Source organism: Mesorhizobium sp. M0062 (assembly GCF_040323125.1).
GTDB lineage: Bacteria > Pseudomonadota > Alphaproteobacteria > Rhizobiales > Rhizobiaceae > Mesorhizobium.
In genome coordinates this window covers 53,478-69,324 of record NZ_JAMYUO010000013.1, presented here as the reverse complement: position 1 = coordinate 69,324, position 15,847 = coordinate 53,478, and the positions used below count along the sequence as shown (strand labels likewise).

The 15,847-nt window shown below is 62.8% G+C and carries 23 protein-coding genes; 13 read left to right on the top strand and 10 right to left on the bottom strand.

Translation table 11 applies throughout. From position 1 onward, the window contains the following. Nucleotides 1-106: 106 nt before the first annotated feature. Entirely contained in the window at nt 107-868 is a 762-nt protein-coding gene (locus NKJ64_RS17145; RefSeq protein WP_023756413.1) for an NIPSNAP family protein, read from the bottom strand. A gap of 85 nt (nt 869-953) precedes the next feature. Between NKJ64_RS17145 and NKJ64_RS17140 the strand changes: the two genes are divergently transcribed. Beyond that, nucleotides 954-1,640: a TetR/AcrR family transcriptional regulator gene (locus NKJ64_RS17140; protein ID WP_023755902.1), complete on the top strand. Its 687-nt coding sequence runs from the start codon at nt 954-956 to the stop codon at nt 1,638-1,640. A gap of 18 nt (nt 1,641-1,658) precedes the next feature. On the opposite strand, the gene NKJ64_RS17135 is transcribed toward NKJ64_RS17140, so the two are convergent. Further along, nucleotides 1,659-2,252: a hypothetical protein gene (locus NKJ64_RS17135; protein WP_352463013.1), complete on the bottom strand. Its 594-nt coding sequence runs from the start codon at nt 2,250-2,252 to the stop codon at nt 1,659-1,661. A gap of 129 nt (nt 2,253-2,381) precedes the next feature. Here NKJ64_RS17135 and NKJ64_RS17130 point away from each other — a divergent pair, with 129 nt between their 5' ends. Then, nucleotides 2,382-3,506: a metallophosphoesterase gene (locus NKJ64_RS17130; protein WP_352463012.1), complete on the top strand. Its 1,125-nt coding sequence runs from the start codon at nt 2,382-2,384 to the stop codon at nt 3,504-3,506. Between the two features lie 50 nt (nt 3,507-3,556). On the opposite strand, the gene NKJ64_RS17125 is transcribed toward NKJ64_RS17130, so the two are convergent. Continuing rightward, nucleotides 3,557-3,736: a CsbD family protein gene (locus NKJ64_RS17125; RefSeq protein ID WP_023671498.1), complete on the bottom strand. Its 180-nt coding sequence runs from the start codon at nt 3,734-3,736 to the stop codon at nt 3,557-3,559. 173 nt (nt 3,737-3,909) lie between these two features. Between NKJ64_RS17125 and NKJ64_RS17120 the strand changes: the two genes are divergently transcribed. The 8 genes from NKJ64_RS17120 (at nt 3,910) to NKJ64_RS17085 (ending at nt 7,754) form a co-directional block, all read left to right on the top strand. After that, entirely contained in the window at nt 3,910-4,563 is a 654-nt protein-coding gene (locus tag NKJ64_RS17120) for a glutathione S-transferase family protein (protein WP_023821198.1), read from the top strand. 30 nt (nt 4,564-4,593) lie between these two features. Then, complete coding sequence (locus NKJ64_RS17115; protein WP_023715194.1) at nt 4,594-4,923, top strand: YciI family protein; 330 nt, start codon at nt 4,594-4,596, stop codon at nt 4,921-4,923. Between the two features lie 464 nt (nt 4,924-5,387). Beyond that, on the top strand, nt 5,388-5,597 hold the full coding sequence (locus NKJ64_RS17110) for a cold-shock protein (RefSeq protein WP_023671502.1): 210 nt from the start codon (nt 5,388-5,390) through the stop codon (nt 5,595-5,597). Nucleotides 5,598-5,890: 293 nt separating this feature from the next. Beyond that, the gene (locus NKJ64_RS17105; RefSeq protein WP_023671503.1) at nt 5,891-6,115 is read left to right on the top strand and encodes a hypothetical protein; all 225 of its coding nucleotides are present in this window, start codon (nt 5,891-5,893) and stop codon (nt 6,113-6,115) included. Further along, nucleotides 6,115-6,522 (top strand): hypothetical protein, encoded by a 408-nt coding sequence (locus NKJ64_RS17100; RefSeq protein ID WP_023671504.1) that lies wholly within the window; start codon nt 6,115-6,117, stop codon nt 6,520-6,522. The genes NKJ64_RS17105 and NKJ64_RS17100 overlap by 1 nt, the downstream gene beginning before the upstream one ends. Before the next feature lies 1 nt (nt 6,523). After that, on the top strand, nt 6,524-6,688 hold the full coding sequence (locus tag NKJ64_RS17095; RefSeq protein WP_023671505.1) for a hypothetical protein: 165 nt from the start codon (nt 6,524-6,526) through the stop codon (nt 6,686-6,688). 4 nt (nt 6,689-6,692) lie between these two features. After that, nucleotides 6,693-7,073 (top strand): YkgJ family cysteine cluster protein, encoded by a 381-nt coding sequence (locus NKJ64_RS17090; RefSeq protein ID WP_023715196.1) that lies wholly within the window; start codon nt 6,693-6,695, stop codon nt 7,071-7,073. A gap of 69 nt (nt 7,074-7,142) precedes the next feature. Continuing rightward, nucleotides 7,143-7,754: a LysE family translocator gene (locus tag NKJ64_RS17085; RefSeq protein WP_023689918.1), complete on the top strand. Its 612-nt coding sequence runs from the start codon at nt 7,143-7,145 to the stop codon at nt 7,752-7,754. A 23-nt stretch (nt 7,755-7,777) separates the two neighbouring features. On the opposite strand, the gene NKJ64_RS17080 is transcribed toward NKJ64_RS17085, so the two are convergent. Continuing rightward, complete coding sequence (locus NKJ64_RS17080; RefSeq protein WP_023828900.1) at nt 7,778-8,770, bottom strand: AraC family transcriptional regulator; 993 nt, start codon at nt 8,768-8,770, stop codon at nt 7,778-7,780. 182 nt (nt 8,771-8,952) lie between these two features. On the opposite strand from NKJ64_RS17080, the gene NKJ64_RS17075 reads away from it, so the two are divergent. Together NKJ64_RS17075 and NKJ64_RS17070 are read left to right on the top strand one after the other, a co-directional pair. Continuing rightward, a complete protein-coding gene (locus NKJ64_RS17075) occupies nt 8,953-9,378 on the top strand; it encodes a GFA family protein (RefSeq protein WP_023715197.1) in 426 nt (141 codons plus the stop codon). A 59-nt stretch (nt 9,379-9,437) separates the two neighbouring features. Beyond that, nucleotides 9,438-9,953: an OsmC family protein gene (locus NKJ64_RS17070; protein WP_023684308.1), complete on the top strand. Its 516-nt coding sequence runs from the start codon at nt 9,438-9,440 to the stop codon at nt 9,951-9,953. 71 nt (nt 9,954-10,024) lie between these two features. On the opposite strand, the gene NKJ64_RS17065 is transcribed toward NKJ64_RS17070, so the two are convergent. The 3 genes from NKJ64_RS17065 to NKJ64_RS17055 are packed head-to-tail and all read right to left on the bottom strand — an operon-like array spanning nt 10,025 to nt 11,925. After that, complete coding sequence (locus NKJ64_RS17065; RefSeq protein WP_023828901.1) at nt 10,025-10,411, bottom strand: nuclear transport factor 2 family protein; 387 nt, start codon at nt 10,409-10,411, stop codon at nt 10,025-10,027. Between the two features lie 15 nt (nt 10,412-10,426). Next, nucleotides 10,427-10,873 (bottom strand): OsmC family peroxiredoxin, encoded by a 447-nt coding sequence (locus NKJ64_RS17060; protein ID WP_023689922.1) that lies wholly within the window; start codon nt 10,871-10,873, stop codon nt 10,427-10,429. 41 nt (nt 10,874-10,914) lie between these two features. Continuing rightward, nucleotides 10,915-11,925 (bottom strand): zinc-dependent alcohol dehydrogenase family protein, encoded by a 1,011-nt coding sequence (locus tag NKJ64_RS17055; protein WP_352463011.1) that lies wholly within the window; start codon nt 11,923-11,925, stop codon nt 10,915-10,917. A 101-nt stretch (nt 11,926-12,026) separates the two neighbouring features. Between NKJ64_RS17055 and NKJ64_RS17050 the strand changes: the two genes are divergently transcribed. Then, on the top strand, nt 12,027-12,635 hold the full coding sequence (locus tag NKJ64_RS17050) for a TetR/AcrR family transcriptional regulator (protein ID WP_023697706.1): 609 nt from the start codon (nt 12,027-12,029) through the stop codon (nt 12,633-12,635). A gap of 146 nt (nt 12,636-12,781) precedes the next feature. Here NKJ64_RS17050 and groL read toward each other — a convergent pair whose 3' ends face one another. The 3 genes from groL to NKJ64_RS17035 form a co-directional block, all read right to left on the bottom strand. Beyond that, nucleotides 12,782-14,437 carry a chaperonin GroEL gene (gene groL, locus NKJ64_RS17045; RefSeq protein ID WP_023709705.1) on the bottom strand — a complete coding sequence of 552 codons (1,656 nt, stop codon included), beginning with the start codon at nt 14,435-14,437 and terminating at the stop codon, nt 12,782-12,784. 63 nt (nt 14,438-14,500) lie between these two features. Next, entirely contained in the window at nt 14,501-14,797 is a 297-nt protein-coding gene (gene groES / locus NKJ64_RS17040) for a co-chaperone GroES (protein ID WP_006203049.1), read from the bottom strand. 185 nt (nt 14,798-14,982) lie between these two features. Beyond that, a complete protein-coding gene (locus NKJ64_RS17035; RefSeq protein ID WP_352463010.1) occupies nt 14,983-15,780 on the bottom strand; it encodes a class I SAM-dependent methyltransferase in 798 nt (265 codons plus the stop codon). Nucleotides 15,781-15,847 lie beyond the last annotated feature (67 nt).

Here is a 15,847-nt window from a genome sequence, read left to right as displayed (position 1 = left end):
GCTCTCGCTGTTGCCCGCGTCACGAAGGCAATGCCGATCGGCGAGGGCGGTCAAGCCGCCGGCCTATCGCTCAGTATGAACTTCGGTTGGCCGCGTGCCGATCCGGTTACCGCAGCAGCGACTGCGACGTCGGCGTCAGGCGCAAGGTTTCGGTCCGCCAGGTCACATCGGCCGCTTGCCATTGGGGCGAAGCGGCAACTGCGGCTTCGTAATTGGCATGCGCCTCGGGACTGTTGAAACCCGTCACCGCGATAAAGACGTCTTCGCTCAAGCGCACCGGCAGGCGGGGAAAGCTGTTTTCGGCGTGCTCGGTGATGAAGGCGCCAAGCAACCGTCCGCCGGCGCCGATAAGGACCGGAAGGGCATATGTGTCGAAATTGCCGGCGAAATCGGCTTCGGCGCCAGACCGCAGATGATGAATCTGGATGACAACAACACCGGTCAAGCGATTGTCTGCTCTCAGCTTTCCATCCGCCGGCATGGCGCCTCGCTGCGCGCCTGACAGATCGAAGCCGGCGCCTGGCCATGCCGGCTTCAAGAGCAGCACATCGTCGGAATCGATCATCGTCGCATTGGCGGCGTCGCGGTGCGCCGTCCACACCGGCCCGTCATAGAAGGCGGTGAGCGCCTGCTTCCGCGCTTCCATGCCATCGAAGCTGCGCAGCCAGACGAATATGTCGGGGCGGTCGAGGTCGCGGAATTGACCGATGATGGTCATGCCGGCGTGTTCCTGGCCTTCGATGAACCGACTGTCGAAGATGTCGATCAGCGTCTCGCGCCGGCCCGGCTTCAGCGTGTACTGCCGCAACTCTACGACAGGCGAAGCGAGCAGGCTTGCCGTCGCAGGCGCATTCAGGGGTACGGTCATTGTGTCGTCTCCAAAAAACAGGATGATCATCCGGTTTATAAAACAGACCGGTTGTCCTGTTTTGTCAATCTGCTATCGTTGGCAAATGTCAGCAGAGATTGCTCGGGCTCCGAAAGGGCCGCCGCGAAAACGCACCAACGATCCCGAAGGGCTGCGCAACAAGGTGCTCGATATCGCCGAAGCGTCGTTCCAGGCGCGTGGCTATCATGCATCCGCTCTTGGCGAGTTGATGACGACCGCAGGCGTCAGCGGCGGCGCGCTGCATCATCATTTCCCGACCAAGAAGGCGCTCGCTCTGGCGGTGATCGAGGAGCGCGTGGCAGCGGCCCTCGATGAAACCTGGATCAACCCTGTACGGGCGGCAGGCTCGGCGCGCGAAGGCGTGCGCGCGGTGTTCGAGGCGGTGGCGACCGAGCTTGAGCAGCAAGGCTTCGTGCGCGGCTGTCCGCTCAACAATCTGGCGCATGAACTGTCGCTCGCTGACCCGGATTTCCGCGCCGCTCTGGACGATATCTTTGCCGGATGGCGTCAGGCGGTTGCCGACAAGGTGCGAGCCGACCAGCAGTCGGGGAGGGAGCAGGGCACCGACCCCGAGCGCTTTGCGGCACTCGCCATCGCCGCCTATTCCGGCGCCATGTCGATGGCCAAGGCGGCACAGGATGCCAGCGTGCTGCGCGATTGCCTGGCCGAACTTCAGGGTAGCTCAACGCCGCCATTCCCGAGCAGAGCGAAGCGGCGTAGCAGGATCCTGCTGCGGCCGGGAAAACCTTGAGGCCGGAACTGCGCTGTTCTAGTTGGAAAGCGGCTTGATCGTCTCGTAACCGTTCACCGATTCCGCGCTGGTCCCTTCGTCGTAGCGCCGGGCGAGGGACGCTTGCAGATCGGGCGCATAAAGTGCGGTAAATGTGTCCAGCGTTTCGCCGGCGCCGTTCTTGAAGGTCTCCGTGACCGCCAGCACGTTGTATTTGCAGCCGCCGACACTGAACGTCTCCTTGCCCTTGACGACCAGGCTCAGCGTCTTGGTGCTCTTCGGCTGCTTGTTCGGCGACAGCTCGACGAATTCGATCGTGCTCTTGGCTCCAGTCTTCAGCGGAAACAGTTTTCGCAGATCGGAAAACGGGATCGTCGCCACCCGTCCGGTATCGCTGTCGCGAAACACTTCGACCAGGCCGGCAAACAGGAACTGTGTCTGCGGCGATTGCGATTCGTAGGTGTTGGCGACGGACACCATGCCGCCGGCCACCGACCGAAACTCGCTGCGGACGCCAGGCATTTCCAGAACGAAGCCGGCCTTGGCCGTTTTTGCGTCGACACAATCGGCGGCATGCACCGCAGCCGCCGGCAGCAACCCAGCCAGCACCACGCCTATCGAAACGGCTCTCATGAAATCCCCCTGTGCTTGTATTTGCCGCGCGCCAGCATGACCCAAGAAATGCCAGAGCCAGTGTACCGTGTCGACCTGCCATTCCTGGCAACTGGACGGTGGGGCGCCGGCTGTGCTGAATTTCAGGTCATGAATCGCGAGCTCGTCCTCTCCCGTCGCAATTTACTCGCACAGGCAGCCGGCCTTGCCATGGCTGGTATGCTGCCGCGCGCCGCGCTTGGCCAGACCGGCAAGCGCATCCAGCCCATCGACGCCACCTTTCTGTTCATCGCCGATGTCCATGCCTGCCGCATGTCGAGCGGCCTCAGCCCCAACTGCCTGGAGGAAGGCAAGACCGATGCCGCGCTGTTGCGCAATGTCGCTGTTCTCAATGGCTTGGCCGGCCGGCAATGGCCAGTCGAGATCGATGGCGTTGCAACCCGCCTGCGTTCGGCCGGCAGCCGCATCGATGCGCCGCTCGGCCTCTTTGTCGGCGGCGACATCACCGACGATGGCGGCGGCCAGATCACCGAGCCCAGCGAAGGCACGCAACTGTTGCAGTTCAGCCAGCGCTATCAACAGGGCGTCGGGCCGGACCGCGTGCACATGCCGGTCTATGTCGGCCTCGGCAACCACGATCTCGACCAGAACGGCTCGCCGCCCCATATCGACTGGTATCGGCGTGAACTGCGCGACTATGTCGAGGTCAACCACCGCCCCGGCGTGTTCTTCAAGCCCCCGGTGCCGGCCACCGAATACGATGTCGACACCGACTGCTATTCCTGGGACTGGGGCGGCCTGCATCTCGTCCAGACCCACCGCTTTGCCGGCGACACCGGCCATGGCGCGGTGAGCAGCCTGCCGTGGCTGAAGCAGGATCTGGCGACCTACGCGGCGGATGGCCGTCCCGTCATCCTGTTCCAGCACTATGGCTGGGACACTTTCTCGGTCGAGCGCTGGGACCCGGCCAAGCGCACCTATGACGATGACGGCGCAGGCGCGCCGCATTGGTGGAGCGAGGCCGACCGCCAGGCGATGCTGGCGGCGCTGAAGGGCTACAATGTCATCGCCATCTTCCATGGCCATCAGCACGAAGTGCCGATGATCTACAACAGCGATGGCCTCGACCTGTTCAAGCCGAAGGCTGCCTATTTGGGTGGCTTCGCGCTGGTGAGGGTAACCGGGGACAGCATGGACGTGGTGCTGGGCGAGGCGGCCGGCGACCACGGCGAGGTCAAGTTCACCAGCGCCTTCAGCAAAAGCCTCAGCCTCTGACAAGAAAAAGGCGGCCTTGAGCCGCCTTCCTCATTGCCTGCAAGATCGAATCAGAGCGCCTTTTTGATCTTGTCCTTCACGTCGCCATAGACCTTCTGCACCTTGCCGGCGGTCTTGTCGGCCGTGCCTTCGGCCTGGGTCTGCCTGTTGCCGGTCGCCTTGCCGCCGGCCTCCTTGACCGAGCCCTTGACCTGCTTGGCCACGCCGGCAACCTGATCCTTGTTCACCATCTTTACATCTCCTGGGGTTTCCGGGGATCCCTTCGCAGGAGGCAAACGGGCCGGCTTGGCTTAGGTTCCCTGGGCGGCCGATCATCGTCGCATATGGTCGCTTATATGGTCGCCGAAACGCTTTGCCGCGTCGTATCGTGTGACTAGTGTGACGAAATTTTGGGGAGACCGCCTTGGCTGAATTTACGCTCATCATCGCCAACAAGTGCTTTTCGTCCTGGTCGCTGAGGCCATGGGTGGCGATGAAGCATCTGGAGATCCCTTTCGAGGAAGGTTTCGTGCGCCTGCGCACGCCCGAAACCTTTGCCGCTCTGGCGAAAGTCTCGCCCACCGGCCTTGTGCCAGTGTTGAATCACAATGGCAGGATTGTCTGGGAAACCCTTGCCATCCTTGAATATCTGGCCGACCTGTTTCCGGAGAAAAAGCTTTGGCCTCAGGATATCGGCGCCCGAGCGCTGGCCCGCTCGGTGGCGACCGAGATGCATTCCGGCTTTCGCGAGGTGCGCTATGGCTGGCCGATGAATTTGCGCCGGCCGAAGGCCCACAAGCCGCTCGACGCCGAAGGCGAAATGCAGCGCGCGCGCATCGAAACGATCTGGCGCCAGTGCCGGGAACAATACGGCAAGGGCGGCCCCTTCCTGTTCGGTCATTTCACCGCGGCCGATGCCATGTATGCACCTGTTGTCACCCGATTCGACACCTATGGCGGCGAACTGGCGCCGGATACACGCGCCTATGTCGACGCCGTGTTGGCAACGCCGGCGATGCGGCACTGGTATGCGGAAGCAGCGAAGGAGACCTGGCCGGAACCCGGCCCGGACGAATAGGACCACTAATGACATCACGGTGAGTGACCGATGGCCAGCAATGATGGACCGCGTGAGACTACCGCGCCAACAATCTTCCACTGCCGGCTGATCCCGCCTCGGCCGGACTTCGCCTTCACCCTGACGGAGGAGGAGAGGGAGTTGATGGGCCGGCATGCCGACTATCTGCGCGGCAAGCTTGCCGAGGGCACCATGATCCTCGCCGGGCCGGTCGCCGACCCGGCCGGCCCTTGGAGTCTGCTGATCCTGCGTGTCGGCAGCGAAGCCGAGGCAAGAGCGGTCACCGACGGCGATCCGGTGTCGAGCTCCGGCCGCGGTTTCCACTACGAGATCCTGCCGCTGATCAGCGCGATCCTGTAGGCCGCCAGCGTGAGTTTAAGGAAAGTGTGAAACGGTTTTCCCTTGGGAATTGCGTCAGACAACGGCACTTACAAGAACGCCTCTCGCACCGTTTAATGTGCGGGAGGCGTTCTTTTGCCAGCATTACCGAGATTGCTCTCTGAATTGCTGACACCACGGAAATGCGCCGGCTTGCGACTGGTTCCGGGGCGTGGAATATTTTTTGGAACGCCTCGAGCTCCGCCACCTCGTCAGTTGAGGCTTATGCCTCAGGCACCTCAGGTTGAATTTGGGCTCCGGCCAACCAGAAATTGACTCGGCGCTAAAAGAAGTCTATAAGAAACATGTCGATATTTGTTTGACCGACTTTTGTTATCCGCGCATGATGCGCGCCTTTGACGAACTTCCCCATCAAAAATCGAGACAAAACGCTGTTGTGCAGTCGCACGATGGTGAACGAATATTTGCCAGGGAAAGGGTTCTTCATGGCCACCGGCACAGTGAAATGGTTCAACGCCACCAAAGGTTTTGGTTTTATTCAGCCTGACGACGGCTCCGCCGACGTTTTTGTCCACATCTCGGCCGTAGAGCGCGCCGGCATGCGTGACATCGTCGAGGGCCAGAAGCTCGGCTACGAGATGACCCGCGACAACAAGTCGGGCAAGATGTCCGCCGACCAGTTGAAGGCGGCCTGATAAGGAATTCGGCCTTCCGGTGACCACGGATGTACTGGCACCGATGAAAGGCTGAAAGGAGCGCCTTGCGCATCCAACTGGATGCGCGGCGCTTTCATGGAAGGTCAGGCGGTGCCTGGCCTTTTTCATTTTGTGCGTCATGCCGCTAAAAGTGCGCCGCACGCCGGCCGGAACGTGCTAAGGGACGATCCAGCAATCTGAACCGCCCATACTGCCCCGCTGCCGTATTGCTTTGGTCGTAATCGAAGACCGCTCTCGCTCTATCGGCACCAGGCTCCCGACAGGAGAAAGTTTTGACCACTCAATCCAAGACTGCCGACCAGGCCGGCTCGCTGTTCAGCAAGACGCAAACCCAGTCGATGTCACTCAACCGCATCCTGTCCGAGCGTGATGCCGTCAGCGAGGCTCGCGAAGCCAAGACCGCGCGCTTGCGCGAACTGCGCAAGGAAAAGGAAGCCGACGACATGGCAGCGGCCGCAGCCCTTGCGGCGCTGCCGAAGCGGGCAGGCAAACGCTGATGGCCACCAAGCGCGTACCGCCGACGCCGATCGATGCCGATGCGACCATAGCGTCCATGGTCCCGGGCCTGGACAAGCCGGTCGAATATGTCCGCCGTGTGCTGGAAAAGCTCGAGCGCTGCAAGCGCGCGCATGGCGATGCCCAGGTGCGCGTCGGCGTGCGCGGCCGTGCCGAAGCCCCGAACTATCTGGTCGAATATGTCCGCGAGGACAAAAAGACCCAGGAGCGCGTGACCTACCAGGATGCCGCCTATAGCGGCAGCACGCATCGCGAACTGGCGGCGCACCACATTGCCGAGGCGAGGAACTGGTCGCCCGAGGAAATGAACATCACAGCGGTCTCGGCGCTGATCGGCCGCTTGCGCAATCCGCGCGCACCATCATCCCGCTTTTCCGACGAGGACTGACATGGCCATAAAGTTTTCCACCAAGGACCAGCCGGCAGCGCCGGCTGCTGCCACAGCAAAGCAGGCCAAGCCCGCTGCCGCGCCGAAGGCCGCCGAACCGTCGGCGACCGATCTGTTCGAGGCGCCAGCCGCCACGCCCAAGGGCAAGGCAGGCAAGAAGAAATAGCGCCTTGCCGCACCAAGCCGATCGCAATCTCGCAGCGCCTGGGCTGGTCGCGTTGGCCGCCAGGGATATCCGGTCGTCAAAACAGGACGACCAGCCGGTTTTCGATTGCCAGAGCTGCGGCGCCTGCTGCTCCTACTCGGCCGAATGGCCGCGCTTCTCGACCGAGGACGATGCGCAACTTGACCGGATTCCGGAAAAGTTCGTGTCCGCCGACCTGTCCGGGATGCGCTGCGAAGGCGTGCGCTGTTCGGCGCTTACGGGCGAGATCGGCAAGCACACGGCCTGCGGCATCTACGAGATCCGCCCGGACGTCTGCCACGCCTGCATGCCTGGCGGCGACGATTGCCTGATGGCGCGCAAGGCGCACGGGATGCCAACGATCTAGTCGACGCCCACCTTGCCTGATCCCACATCCCCCGATAGCTTCCACCACGGGCAGGGCGTTGGAGGAACCATGAGCATCGAATTCCTGTTGACGTCGCTGATCGTCGTGGCTTCGCCCGGCACCGGCGTTCTCTACACGCTGAGCGCCGGGCTTTCGCGAGGCGCGCGCGCCTCGATCACTGCTGCATTCGGCTGCACGCTTGGCATCATCCCGCATATGGCCGCCGCCATCACCGGCCTGGCGGCGCTGCTGCACACAAGTGCTGTCGCCTTCGAGACGCTGAAATATCTCGGCGTCGCCTATCTCCTCTACATGGCCTGGAACACGCTGAAGGAGAAGGGCGGCCTGAGCGTCGATGAAAACGCGGCACCCCGCTCGGCAGCCAAGGTCATCACCTCCGGTATCCTGATCAACATCCTGAACCCGAAGCTGTCGATCTTCTTCTTTGCCTTCCTGCCGCAATTCGTCAGCACGACCGAACCGAACGCATTTGCCAAGATGCTCGAACTCTCGAGCGTCTTCATGCTGCTGACCTTCGTCGTCTTCGTCGCTTACGGGATCTTTGCGGCCTCGATCCGCAGCCATGTCGTGTCGCGGCCGATGGTGCTGACCTGGATGCGCCGCACCTTCGCCGGCGCCTTTGTCATGCTCGGCGCCAAGCTGGCGCTGGCTGATCGATAGAACAGGAGCTGCCAGGCCTCGGCCTACTCTTCGTCGGTTCCGGATCCGGTCCGGATGCCTAGACGCCAGGCCGAGGGCGGAAGGCCGATCATCTTCTTGAAGGCGCGGCTGAACGCTGCCTCGGATTCGTAGCCGATTTCAGCGGCGATGCTGGCCATGTTGCTGGAGCCGGCGCTGAGCAGTTCCGAGGCGATCTGCATGCGCCATTTGGCGAGATAATGCATTGGCGGCATGCCGACCAGCCTGGTGAAGCGTTCGGCGAGCACGCTGCGCGACAGCGCGGAGTCCTTCGCCAGCGCCTCCACCGTCCAGTTATGCGCCGGCCGGTCGTGGATCAGCGCCAGTGCCCTCGCCAGGTGCAGATCGCGCAGGCCAGCCAGCCATCCCGTGGTTTGTGGCGGCAGCGATTCCAAGTAACGGCGCAACACGTCGACAAACATCAGTTCGCTCAGTTTGGTGAGCACCGTTTCACTGCCTGCGCGCTTTTGCGCCACCTCCGTGACAGCCAGGTTGATGAACTGGCTGAGCCAGCCGCCATCGCCTTTGGCATCTCCGGCCTTGATCACCGGCGGCAAAGCCTCGAGCAGTGGATTGAAAGGCTGTGCATCACAGGCGAGATAGCCGCAAACCAGCCTGGCCGAGGTCGCGCCGTCGCCGGCGCAGTTGATGTAAAACGGCATCCGGCCGGCTGTTGCGATGTCGAGAACGTCGGCTGTCGGGGGATCGGCGCGCAGCGCCGGATTGCTGGACATAATATGCGGGTCGCTCCTGGTGAAGACGACGACTTCGCCGGCCTCCAGCGCGATCGCTTCCTGGCCGACGATGCGCGCGAAGCAGCGACCGGCCGTTACCACATGGTAGGAGATCAGATGGTCCGCACCGGGCAGGATCTTCGGCAGGATGGACGATGGCGCCGGCGAGCAGACGGCCCACGGCTCGTGGCCCTCAATGTCAAAAAACGTCGCGCCGGTAAGGCGTACCGTCCTCAACAGGTCAGACAGAGCATCCCCGGCCATTCCGTTTCGTCCCGCACCCGGCTAGCCGGTGAGCCATCCCTTTCGAGTTCCGGACGCGCTGTCAAGCGAGGCGGACGCCGTATCATTCAGTTCGCGGCCAGAACTCCTAAACCTGCACCGGTGCTCAAGCGCTGCCGAGAGTGGGCGCTGAGTGCTGTCGAAACCAACCAGGGACAAAAGTCATGACGGTACATAAGGGCGGGTGTTTTTGCGGCGCCGTGGAAATCGAAGTGCACGGAGCCGCCGAGGCAATGGGCTATTGCCATTGCGGTTCTTGTCGATCGTGGTCGGCGTCTCCCGTGAACGCATTCACGCTGTGGAAGCCTCAGAACGTCAAGGTCACCGGGGGCGCGGAGTTCCTGTCCGGGTTCGAGAAGACCGAAATGAGCGATCGCCAGTTCTGCACGAAATGCGGTGGTCATCTGATGACCGTTCATCCGCCGCTCGGCCTGGTCGATGTCTATGCGGCAACGATACCAGGCGTGAAATTCACGCCTGGGGTTCACGTCAACTACGCTGAGACCGTGCTGCCGATGAAGGACGGGCTGCCCAAGCTCAGGGACTTTCCGGCTGAGCTCGGCGGCTCCGGCATCGCGGTGCCGGAATAAGGGTGCCCGGCCACTGCTCGCCATTTTTGACAACGACAATTCAAGACAGGAGATTGTTCATGGAAATCGCAACATTTCGCGCCACGCAGGAGCCGATCAAGGATCTCTATCGCAGGGATGCGAAGGCCGCGTTCCTCACCTTGAAGGCCAAAGGCGTCGCCGACGCGTCCACCGTCACCTGCCAGGTCGAGACCGGACGCGGGCTGGCGCTTGCCGGCATCCATCCGATGGCCGGGGGCAGCGGCCAGGAACTGTGCTCCGGCGACATGCTGCTGGAGGCGCTGATCGCATGCGCCGGTGTCTCGATGCGCGCGGCGGCGGCCGTGCTCGAAATTCCGATCAGGTCCGCCGAAGTTTCCGCGGAAGGTGACGTCGATCTTCGCGGCACGCTCGGCGTGACTGCGGGTGTTCCAGTCGGCTTCAAGGAAATCCGCTTGCGGTTCGACATCGACACCGACGCTCCCCAAAGTCAGCTCGACCAACTGCTCGAACTCACGGATCGCTATTGCGTGATCTTCCAGACCATCCAGAACAGTCCCAGCACCACGGTGAAGCTGCACCGCGTCATCCAGTGACCAGAAAACCGGCCCGGAAACTCGACTTGAGCGAGATTCCGGGCTGGGAACGGGAGTGCCGGGCAACGCTTCTATCCTTTGACGTAACCCATCGCCTCGACGATCAGCTCGTCCGCGACACGCATCAGGTTGACGCCGCGGATGGAGTTGCCGTCGGCCATGAAGTAGCGCCAGCGGATCGTCGCCCGTTCACCGGCGACGAAGGTTTCCTCGAGGTCGAAGCGCGTGCCGGGCTGGGTGGCGATCGCCGACCATAGGTCAATGCACGCCTCTTTGCCGGCATGGCGGGCGCCGTCCGGCGCCGGCACGGTGTTTTCGATAACGCAATCCTGCGCCACCAACTCGGCAAGCGCGGACGGATCGTGCAGCTGGAACACATCGTTGAAGCGATGCATGATCTCGGCCGTCTGCCGGGACAAATCATTCCCGGCTGCGTCCATGATAAGCTCCTGTTTCATCATATTCTCCCGGTTTCATTGATCTTTGACGGCTTTGACCAGCACGGCCTTTAGGGTGATCTGAGGCACGCCGGCCAAGGCGCGCGAGACGAGGCAAGTCGCCTTGGCCGACTGCGCCAGGCGTTCGAACTCGTCTTCGGCGAGATCCGTGACCTCCGCCTCCGTTTCGAGCTCGATGCGGGTGATCGTCGGCCCGGCGGCGGTCGCGCCGAGATGCACCTTGGCGACGGTGCGGATGGTGCGGGCGACGTGGCCTTCCTGGCCGAGGATGAAGGTCAGCGCCATCGAGAAGCAGCCGGCATGTGCTGCCCCGATCAGCTCTTCGGGATTGGTGCCCGGACCGTTCTCGAACCGCGACGGAAAGGAATAGGCGCCTTCGAAGACGCCGCTGCCAAGCCGCAGACGGCCGCCGCCTTCCTTCAGCGTGCCTTGCCATTCTGCGGAAGCTTCACGGATGGTCATGGTCGTTCTCCTGGTTCGGGGTTGAAAAGCGGGCAATTGGGTCAGGCGCAGTCGATGACAACCTTCCCGAACACGTCGCCCTGCTGGAAGTGGCGGTACGCTTCGGGGGCTTCGGCAAAGGGGAAGACCCTGTCGACAACGGGCTTGAGGCGATGCTGCGACACGGCGCGCAGCATGGCCTTGAGATTGCTGCGGCTGCCGACGAACAGGCGGCTGATGGTGGCGAGGCTGCGCTGATAAAGCGCTGCCGGCATCTCGATCGATCTGCCACTGGCGTCCTGCAGCGTCAGCAGCACGATGTGTCCATAAAGCGTGCTGGCAATCAGCGACTGCGCGAAGGTGGCCGGGCCGCCGGTTTCGACGACGAGGTCGATGCCGCCTGTCTGCTCGCGCGCCCAGCCGCCCCATTCCGGTATGTCGGTGCTGGAGACAACGAGGTCGGCGCCCAGCGCCCGCAGCCTGTCGGCCTTCTCCGCGCGCGATGTGATGGCGATAACCCGGCAGCCGAGCAACTTGGCGAACTGCAGAGCAAACAGCGAAACGCCACCCGAACCGATGGTGAGAACCCATTGACCAGGCTTCGGAATCCGGGTCCCGGTCACCGCGTTCCAGGCCGTCACGCCGGCGCAGGTCAGCGTCGCCGCTTCGTGCCAGCTCAGATGATCGGGCAGTCGCGCCGCCCATTGTTCGTCGAGCACGGCAAACTCAGTCAGCATGCCGTCCAGCGTACAGCCGAGCTGGTCGATCAGACCGGCATTGATGCGGCCATCGATCCAGCGGGCGAAGTAGCTGCCGGTGACGCGGTCGCCGACGGCAAAACGGGTGACGGCATCGCCGATTGCGACGACGTCACCGGCGCCGTCGCTCAGCGGCACGATGCCTTGCCGCGGCGGCAACGGATAGGTGCCGCCAAGGATCATCGTGTCGCGCCGATTGAGCGAGGCGGCGCGGACTCGCACCACGATCTCATGCGGTTTCGGTTCCGTCCGCGCCTCGTCGCGCATCGCCAGGGATTCGGTTCCACCAAACCCTTCAAGACGGTAGCTGCGCATGTCATTCTCCTTATAATCTATAGACTGATCTACATATTATATAGACCGATTGTCATATTCTTGGCAAGGCGTATAATGCGTCACTGCTGACAGAGGTTGACATGGCCAACGACACCCGCACCCGCATACTCGAGACCACAGGCCTGTTGCTCAGGCAGCGCGGCTATCACGGCACCTCGCTCAACGACATTCTGGGCGCCAGCGGGGCGCCGCGCGGCTCGCTCTATTTTCATTTCCCAGGCGGCAAGGACCAACTGGTCATCGAGGTGACGCGCAACAGCGTTGCCGACGTCACGAAAAGGCTGGGCGAAGCACTGGCAGCCGAGAGCGATCCTGCAGTGGCCGTCCATCACATCTACCAGTCGGTCGGGCGCATGCTGGAGGACAATGATTTTTCGCTGGGTTGCCCCATCGCGCCGGTGGTGCTGGATTCACCCACCGATGTGCCGGAACTGGCGGAACTCTGCCGATCGGCTTTCGAGCAATGGATCGGCTTGCTGCGACAGGCCTTTGTCAGGGCAGGAGTGCCCGAACGCCGGGCGCATGCCCTGGCACTGCTGGTCGAATCCTCGCTGGAAGGGCTGATGGTGATTGCGAGGGCCACCCGCGATCGTGGCCCGGTGCTGGTGGTGGCCGACGAGGTCGCGGCGCTTGTCGAGCAGGCGGTGCTTGCAGGCAAGGTTGCGCGGCAGGCGGACAGCGCCGCCTAACCATCCGCTTTCCAAAACAAAAAGGGCGCCTCTCGGCGCCCTTTCCGTATGCATAAGCCAGATAGCTTGGATTAGAAATCGATGCCGCCACTCAAGCCCGCTTGCGGGATTGAGCAACTTTAGCTCATGGGCGGCTTTATGGATTCTTAGAAATCCATGCCGCCCATGCCGCCCATGCCGCCGCCGCCCATGCCGCCAGGCATGCCGCCGCCAGCAGACTCCTTCTTGGGGGCCTCCGCGATCATGGCTTCGGTGGTGACGAGCAGGCCGGCGACCGAAGCCGCGTCCTGGAGAGCGGTGCGAACGACCTTGACCGGGTCGACGATGCCCATGGCGATCATGTCGCCATACTCGCCGGTCTGGGCGTTGTAGCCGTAGGTCGCGCCCTTGTTGTCGAGGATCTTGCCGGCAACGATCGAAGCTTCAGCACCTGCGTTCGAAGCGATCTGACGGGCCGGAGCCTGCAGTGCACGACGAACGATGTTGATGCCGGCAGCCTGGTCGGCATTGACGCCGGTGACCTTGATGTTGGCCGAAGCGCGCAGCAGTGCGACGCCGCCGCCTGCAACGATGCCTTCTTCCACGGCCGCGCGGGTCGCGTTGAGGGCGTCATCGACGCGGTCCTTCTTTTCCTTGACTTCGACTTCCGTCGCGCCGCCGACACGGATCACCGCAACGCCGCCGGCGAGCTTCGCCAGACGTTCCTGCAGCTTCTCCTTGTCGTAGTCCGACGTGGTCTCTTCGATCTGCTGCTTGATCTGGGCAACGCGGCCCTGGATCTCGGCCTTCTTGCCGGCGCCGTCGACGATGGTGGTGTTCTCCTTGGAGATCGACACCTTCTTGGCGCGGCCGAGCATGTTGAGGCCGACGTTCTCGAGCTTGATGCCGAGGTCTTCCGAGATGACCTGGCCACCGGTCAGGATGGCGATGTCTTCCAGCATGGCCTTGCGGCGATCACCGAAGCCCGGCGCCTTGACGGCGGCGATCTTCAGGCCGCCACGCAGCTTGTTGACGACCAGCGTGGCCAGAGCCTCGCCTTCGACGTCTTCCGAGATGATGAGCAGCGGCTTGGAGGTCTGCACGACGGCTTCGAGAACCGGCAGCATGGCCTGGAGGTTGGACAGCTTCTTCTCGTGCAGTAGGATGTAGACGTCCTCGAGCTCGGCAACCATCTTGTCGGCGTTGGTGACGAAGTAGGGCGAGAGATAGCCGCGGTCGAACTGCATGCCTTCGACGACTTCCAGCTCGGTCTCGGCGGTCTTGGCTTCTTCAACCGTGATGACGCCTTCATTGCCGACCTTCTGCATCGCTTCGGCGATCATGGCGCCGACCGACTCGTCGCCATTGGCCGAGATCGTGCCGACCTGGGCAACTTCCTCGGAGGTCTTGATCTTCTTGGCAGCCTTGCCGAGAGCCGCGACGACTTCGGTCACGGCCAGGTCGATGCCGCGCTTCAGATCCATCGGGTTCATGCCGGCGGCAACGGCCTTGTGGCCTTCCTGGACGATCGACTGCGCCAGAACGGTCGCGGTCGTGGTGCCGTCGCCGGCGATGTCGTTGGTCTTCGAAGCAACTTCGCGGACCATCTGCGCGCCCATGTTTTCGAACTTGTCTTCAAGCTCGATTTCCTTGGCGACGGTGACGCCGTCCTTGGTGATGCGCGGTGCGCCGAACGACTTGTCGATGACGACGTTGCGGCCCTTGGGGCCGAGCGTGACCTTCACTGCGTCGGCGAGGATGTTGACGCCGCGCAGCATGCGCTCGCGGGCGTCGCGGGAGAATTTTACGTCTTTAGCAGCCATTTTTTAGCTCCTGGCAGGGGGCTTGCGATCAAGCCCGAAATTAGTTGACGGTGAGGCCGATGATCAGCCGATGATGCCCATAATGTCGGATTCCTTCATGATCAGAAGGTCTTCGCCATTGAGCTTGACTTCGGTGCCCGACCACTTGCCGAACAGGATGCGGTCGCCGGCCTTGACGTCCAGCGGGACCAGCTTGCCGGCTTCGTCGCGAGCGCCGGAGCCGACGGCGATGATCTCGCCTTCCTGCGGCTTTTCCTTTGCCGTATCCGGGATGATGATCCCGCCGGCGGTCTTGGATTCGGATTCGACCCGGCGTACGACCACGCGGTCATGAAGCGGGCGGAACTTCGACTTTGCCATTTTTTCTTCCTCGAATGAGAACGGTGAGAGCTGTTCCTCGATCCGGCGGTGCCGGATGTGCGTTAGCACTCACCTGGGGAGAGTGCTAACGTCGCGCTGAAATAAGCGCGTGGCTTTCGAGAGTCAAGGCGAACGGTGAGCACAATTGTGCCAATTGGAGCCGTGCCGCGATCCGACGGCAGACCCTACCGGCGCCGCGGCGATTTAAGCACCAGAAGCGGACAGCGTTCAGCCAGCCCATAGGTCCCTGTCGGCGCGAGGCGGACACTGTCAAAAAACCGGCTCGCCTCTTCGACCAGCGTCGCCGCCGGGGCGAAACTGTAGACAGTCTGCGAATTCGCATAGACATCGATGGTGCCGATGACCGGCATCTCCCATCCGGTCGTCGCGGCAAGGGCCTCCCGGTCGGCAAACAGCGCATCGAAGGCGTCGAGGATCGCCCGCACCGGAATGGCGCGGTCGGGATCGCCGCCGGCACAAGCCAAGGCAATGCGCCATTTGAGTTCGTGGAAGGTCGCGACACCACCGGACAGCGTCAGCGCCCGGACCTCCTGCAGATCGTCCGGCACCTGAGGGCTTGCATAGGCGCGCAATGCAGCCCGCCCATCGGACTTCAGCACACGCGCGATCTCGGCAAGCAGCGCCTGCCGTGCAACCGAGGAGTCCAGCGCCGACAGGCAGCCGTCGCCGATCACCGCCCCGGCGCTTTCGTCGCCCAGCGGCAACTCCAGCCAGTTGCCGATCACCGCCTTGCGTGAGGCGGTATCGCCCGGCCAGATGCCCGATATCATGGCAGTGGACTCGTCGATCGCGAGCATGGTCCTTCCGAGGCCGGCAAGCTCCGGCGTGACCCCGAGCAGCACCACATCGACCGATTGCAGGCTAAGTTCGCGCTCATAGGCGGCGACAGCTTCCGGGGGCGGACACAGCGGCGACCCGAGAAGCCGCCAGTGACGGCGAATTGCGTCCCAATGCTCAGTCATGCGGAACGGTTTGGGGAAAGGCTGGACATATTTCCTTCCAGGCTGTTGGTTGCCTTGCGAGTTACCT